Annotated in this window: 7 protein-coding genes; 5 read left to right on the top strand and 2 right to left on the bottom strand. The window is 66.1% G+C overall.

The genetic code is table 11. The features are described 5' to 3' along the window. Positions 1–183 precede the first annotated feature (183 nt). Entirely contained in the window at positions 184–393 is a 210-nt protein-coding gene (locus X803_RS0106150; protein ID WP_026544456.1) for a dodecin, read from the bottom strand. Positions 394–539: 146 nt separating this feature from the next. On the opposite strand from X803_RS0106150, the gene X803_RS0106145 reads away from it, so the two are divergent. The 3 genes from X803_RS0106145 to X803_RS0106135 are packed head-to-tail and all read left to right on the top strand — an operon-like array spanning position 540 to position 3,566. Next, positions 540–1,481 (top strand): 1,4-dihydroxy-2-naphthoyl-CoA synthase, encoded by a 942-nt coding sequence (locus X803_RS0106145; protein WP_026544455.1) that lies wholly within the window; start codon positions 540–542, stop codon positions 1,479–1,481. Positions 1,482–1,487: 6 nt separating this feature from the next. After that, positions 1,488–2,624: an AMP-binding protein gene (locus tag X803_RS18195; RefSeq protein WP_035778116.1), complete on the top strand. Its 1,137-nt coding sequence runs from the start codon at positions 1,488–1,490 to the stop codon at positions 2,622–2,624. A 57-nt stretch (positions 2,625–2,681) separates the two neighbouring features. Continuing rightward, entirely contained in the window at positions 2,682–3,566 is an 885-nt protein-coding gene (locus X803_RS0106135; RefSeq protein ID WP_026544454.1) for a 1,4-dihydroxy-2-naphthoate polyprenyltransferase, read from the top strand. 60 nt (positions 3,567–3,626) lie between these two features. Here the strand turns inward: X803_RS0106135 and X803_RS0106130 are convergent, their stop codons facing one another. Next, entirely contained in the window at positions 3,627–3,920 is a 294-nt protein-coding gene (locus X803_RS0106130; RefSeq protein ID WP_026544453.1) for a DUF4229 domain-containing protein, read from the bottom strand. A gap of 30 nt (positions 3,921–3,950) precedes the next feature. Between X803_RS0106130 and X803_RS0106125 the strand changes: the two genes are divergently transcribed. Both X803_RS0106125 and X803_RS0106120 read left to right on the top strand, forming a co-directional pair. Then, the gene (locus X803_RS0106125) at positions 3,951–4,337 is read left to right on the top strand and encodes a PLD nuclease N-terminal domain-containing protein (RefSeq protein WP_035778115.1); all 387 of its coding nucleotides are present in this window, start codon (positions 3,951–3,953) and stop codon (positions 4,335–4,337) included. Between the two features lie 259 nt (positions 4,338–4,596). Then, entirely contained in the window at positions 4,597–5,079 is a 483-nt protein-coding gene (locus tag X803_RS0106120) for an Lrp/AsnC family transcriptional regulator (protein WP_026544451.1), read from the top strand. Positions 5,080–5,111: the final 32 nt, after the last annotated feature.

Genomic DNA, 5,111 nt, shown 5'->3' with positions numbered 1-5,111 from the left:
GGGGGCATGCGGCGGGTACAAAGAGCAGGCACAAAACCGGGACACAAAAGAAGCGCCGGCGGAGCGCCCCGGGATTGCGCATCGGGGCTCGCTCAACGCCGGCGAGTAAACTGGTGCGGGTCTAGGCCCGCCTAGGTAACAGCCTGCCCGTGTTCCTGGATTTCGTCAACGGTTTTGGCCCGGTCACTCTTCCAGCCGGAAGCCCAGCTTGACCGTCACCTGCCAGTCCGCCACCTTGCCGTCCACCAGATGTCCGCGGATCTCCTTGACCTCGAACCAGTCGAGGTTGCGGAGGGTCTTGGCGGCCTGGGTCACGGCATTGGTCACTGCCGCATCCACCCCGTCCGGCGACGTGCCGACAACCTCGGAAATGCTGTACGTATGGTTCGCCATGCTTGCTCCTTCATTGGCACCGGCTTCTCCGGCGGGTGGGTGTCACGCTAGTCGCACCGCGCGTCCCGGTCCAGACCTTCCGGCCTGACGATCCGGCGAAGCCGCCACTTTGAAGTCACCCCTGCCACCGAAGCTAGACTCGATTGGTGACCACAGATCTCCCAGCCAAGGTATCCGACGTCTTCGACCCTGCCCGGTGGCGGCTCGTGGAGGGATTCGAGGATCTTCAGGACATCACCTACCACCGCCAGGTAGATCGCAGCGAGGACCTTGACCTTCCCACGGTCCGCATCGCCTTCAACCGGCCGGAGGTGCGCAACGCGTTCCGTCCGGGCACGGTCGATGAGCTGTACCGCACCCTGGACCACGCGCGCATGACCCCGGACGTCGCAACGGTCCTCCTGACCGGAAACGGCCCCTCCCCGAAGGACGGCGGGCATTCATTCTGCTCGGGCGGCGACCAGCGGATCCGCGGGAGGGACGGCTACCGGTACGCAGAGGGTGAGACCAGGGAAACCATCGACCCCGCCCGCGCCGGCCGGCTCCACATCCTCGAGGTGCAGCGGCTGATGCGGACCATGCCCAAGGTGGTCATCGCCGTCGTCAACGGCTGGGCGGCAGGCGGAGGTCACAGTCTCCATGTCGTCGCGGACCTGACCATCGCGTCGCGTCAGCACGGCAGGTTCAAGCAGACCGACGCCACGGTGGGCAGCTTCGACGCCGGTTATGGGTCAGCCCTTCTGGCCCGGCAGATCGGGCAGAAGAAGGCACGCGAGATTTTCTTCCTTGCCCGGGAGTACTCGGCCGAGGACATGGTCGCGATGGGCGCCGTGAATGAGGCAGTCGAGCATGAGCGGCTCGAGGAAGTGGCTCTGGAGTATGCGGCGGACATCGCGCGTCAGAGCCCACAGGCCATCCGTATGCTGAAGTTCGCGTTCAACCTCGCCGATGACGGCCTGGCGGGCCAGCAGGTCTTCGCCGGTGAGGCGACGCGCATGGCCTACATGACCGACGAAGCGGTCGAGGGCAAGGAAGCGTTCCTCGCCAAACGCAGCCCCGACTGGTCCAGCTTCCCCTACTACTTCTAGGCGCCAATGGAACTCTTCCCCGTTCATACCCCGCCCGGCTTCGACCCCCACACCCTCCTTGCACCGCTCGCGGCGGCGCTTGCCGGAGAGGGCCCGGCCGTGGCGCCCCACATCGATGAGAACCAGAGCTTCACCGGTGAACTGCCCAACGACGAGATCGCGGCCGTGCTCAGCACCTCCGGCTCCACCGGCGCCCCGAAGCAGACCATGCTCAGCGTCGATGCTCTCGCCGCATCCGCCATGGGCACCGCCTATGCCCTGAAGTCCGAAGGCCAGTGGCTGCTCACCCTGCCGGTGCACTACGTCGCCGGTTTCCAGGTGCTGGTGCGTTCGCTCTACGCCGGCACGCGGCCCTGGGCCATGGACCTGTCGACGAGTTTCAGCCCGGCACGGTTCACCGAAGCCGCCGGAGAACTCACCGACAAGGTCCGATTCACATCCCTGGTACCCACCCAGCTGCACCGTCTCCTCGAGGACCCGACGCCGGAGACCATCAAGGTGCTCCAGCGGTTCAATGCGATCCTGCTGGGCGGGGCGGCGGTCTCCGATGCCCTCCGCCACCGTGCCCGCTCCCACGGCCTGAACATCGTCCGGACCTACGGCATGAGTGAAACCTCCGGAGGCTGCGTGTACGACGGCGTCCCCCTGGAAGGCGTGGAACTCACCAATGACGAGGGCCGGCTCTGGATCAGCGGCCCCGTCCTGGCCGACGGCTACCTCGGCCAGCCGGAACTGACCCGGGAGAAGTTCCCATTCAACTCCGGGCGGCGCTGGTTCCGCACGGATGACGACGGCACCCTTGACGGGAACGGAGTCCTGACGGTCCATGGGCGCGTGGATGACGTCATCATCACCGGCGGCCTCAAGGTGTCGGCCGTCGCCGTCTCGAGCGCCATCGAGGGGATGGCGGGCGTCAGCGAAGCACTGGTGCTTGGCATCCCCCACCCGGAGTGGGGCGCCCAGGTGGCTGCCGCCGTCGTCGGCTCTGTCAATCCGGACGCAGTGCGCCGGCATGCCCAGGAGCAGCTGGGGGCGCATGCAGCCCCCAAAATCGTGCTGACACTCGACAAGCTGCCGATGCTCGCCAACGGCAAACCGGACCGGCTGGCCGTCCGGGCGCTGTTCGAGCAGTCCGTGCTGTAACCGCACCGCTTCACCACGTTCAAACAAGAGTTCGCGAGTAGACAACCGGAGGAACCCGTGGCAACAGCTGCGCAGTGGGTGGAGGGAGCACGTCCCCGCACCCTCCCTATGGCCGTGGCGCCCGTGATCATCGGCTGCGCGGCCGCCTTTGACCTCGGATCCTTCAAGCTGGTGAACGCGCTGCTGGCCGCGACGGTCGCCGTCCTGCTGCAGGTAGGCGTCAACTACGCGAACGACTACTCCGACGGCGTCCGCGGCACCGACAACGACAGGGTGGGACCGCTGCGGCTGACCGGATCCGGCGCGGCCAGGCCGTCGCAGGTGAAGTGGGCGGCCTTCGGGTGTTTCGCGTTGGCCATGGTCGCGGGAATCGCGTTGATCGTGCTGTCGCAGGCCTGGTTCCTCCTGCTCGTGGGAGTCGGCTGCGTAGCTGCCGCCTGGGGCTACACGGGCGGGCGTAACCCCTATGGGTACCTCGGCCTGGGGGACCTGTTTGTCTTTGTCTTCTTTGGCCTGGTGGCAACCCTCGGCACCACCTACACGCAGGCGGGACAGCTCAGCGGGCCGGCGTGGATCGGCGCGGTCAGCACAGGGATCATCGCCATGGCCCTGCTGATGGCCAACAATGTGCGGGATATCCCCACGGACCGGGAAGCGGGCAAGCTCACCCTCGCGGTGCGGCTGGGCGACACCGCCGCGCGGATCAGCTACGTGATGATGCTCGCCGTGGCGCTGCTGCTTCCGCTCTTCCTGGTGTACGACTACCCGTGGGTGCTGCTGGTCCTGCTGCTGATCCCGCTGTGCCTGATGCCGAGCTGGCTGATGCTCAAGGGGAAGAAGCGGCGCAGCCTCATCCCGGTACTCAAGCAAACGAGCATCATCAACCTGGGCTTCAGCGTGCTGTTCGGTGCCGGTGTGGTGCTCTCCGGAGTGCTGGCCTAGCTTCCCTGGCGGCTGCGGTTGCGGTTGCGGTTGACCGCGGTCTTACGGCTGGCGGCGGGCTTACGGCTGGCGGCGGTCCGAATTCACCGGAGTGTTCGGGTCCAGGCTGTCCTCGGCATCGGCGTCGCTCAGTTCGCTGCTGGTGCGCACCGGCGGAGCGCCGTCGCGGAACCGGCGCTGCAGTGTGGACGCGGCCTCGTTGCGAAGGTCCCGGAAAAACAGGTAGGTGACGCACCAGGCCAGAACGGCCGCAGCGAGCGCCGAGAAGACTGCACCCAGGCCCAGGGAGTAGCAGATCACAAAGAACACCACGACGAAGCCGAGGCGCAGGGCAGTGAATTTGAGGAAAGGCACGTCCCAAGTTTACTCGCCTACAATTGATGCATGCCGCGCCTGTTGTTGTTACTCGTGATCCTCGGGATCGCTGTCATTATCTACGCGCTGTTCGACTGCATCATGAGCCGGGCAGAATCGGTGCGCAGCATCTCAAAACCCGCATGGTTCTTCACCATCCTCCTTGTCCCGCTCCTGGGCGCGGGCCTGTGGTTCCTCTTCGGCCGCCCACGGGGAGATGACCGCCCCAGCCAGCGGCAGACGCGCCGTCCTTCGTCGCCCGACGACGATCCCCAGTTCCTGCGCAATCTTGAGGTCCGGCGGCGCCAGGAGGCTCGGGAAGCCGAGCTGCGCCGGCGGGAGGCGGAGAACCGTGCCCGCGAGGCCGAGCAGAAGAAGAAGGACGAAGGCACCGCCAACGACGGCAAGACCGCCTAGGAAGTCCAGACGGTCCTGCTCGGGCGTTCGGACTCCTTGTGGGATTCCTGACGCCACTGCCGGGTTGGTGTGCCCGTGCAGCCGCGGCCCATGCCCTCAGGTTGTGTTCCCCGGAGCAGTCTTATGCCACCATTTGACCCTCTATGCGAAGATCTGCACAACAGCTGGCTATTTAGATGGTCAGTCTGACTACGATGACCCAATCAGCGTCGGCAGGAATGATCAGATTGTTCAGACCAACCGAGGGAGTGCAGAACGCATGAACCAGGAACGCCGTTCCACCAGGGACGCGATCGACCGCGCCATCCTTGAAGCCCTCGACGCGGACCCCCGTATGACCATCCTTGGCATCGCACACCGGACCGGGCTGGCGCGCGGCACCGTCCAGGCCCGCCTCGACCGGTTTGAGCGCGAGGCCGTGCTGAGGCCGCACAGCGTGCGCATCAATCCTGAGGCTCTGGGAATGGGTATCTCAGCCCATGTCGCTGCCGAACTCGACCAGCACAGGATCGATCTCGCCGTCGAGGGTCTGCGCGCCATACCGGAAGTCATCGAGTGCCTGGCCCCCGCGGGTGAGACGGATCTGCTGTGCCGCGTTGTGGCCCGCGACCCCGATGACCTGTACCGGGTGTCGGAGGAGATCCGCCTTTGCCCGGGGATCCTCCGGACGAGGACCAGCATGTTCCTTCGCCAGCCAATCCCGTACCGGATGGCACCACTTCTGGGGACCATCCGCGACTGAGCCGCGTCCCCTCGCCCCCGCCGAGCGCGTTG

The sequence above is a fragment of the Arthrobacter sp. 35/47 genome (assembly GCF_000520475.1).
Taxonomy (GTDB): Bacteria; Actinomycetota; Actinomycetes; order Actinomycetales; family Micrococcaceae; genus Arthrobacter_D; species Arthrobacter_D subterraneus.
Note: the sequence above shows the minus strand (reverse complement) of the source record. Positions and strands in the feature narration are given on the sequence as shown.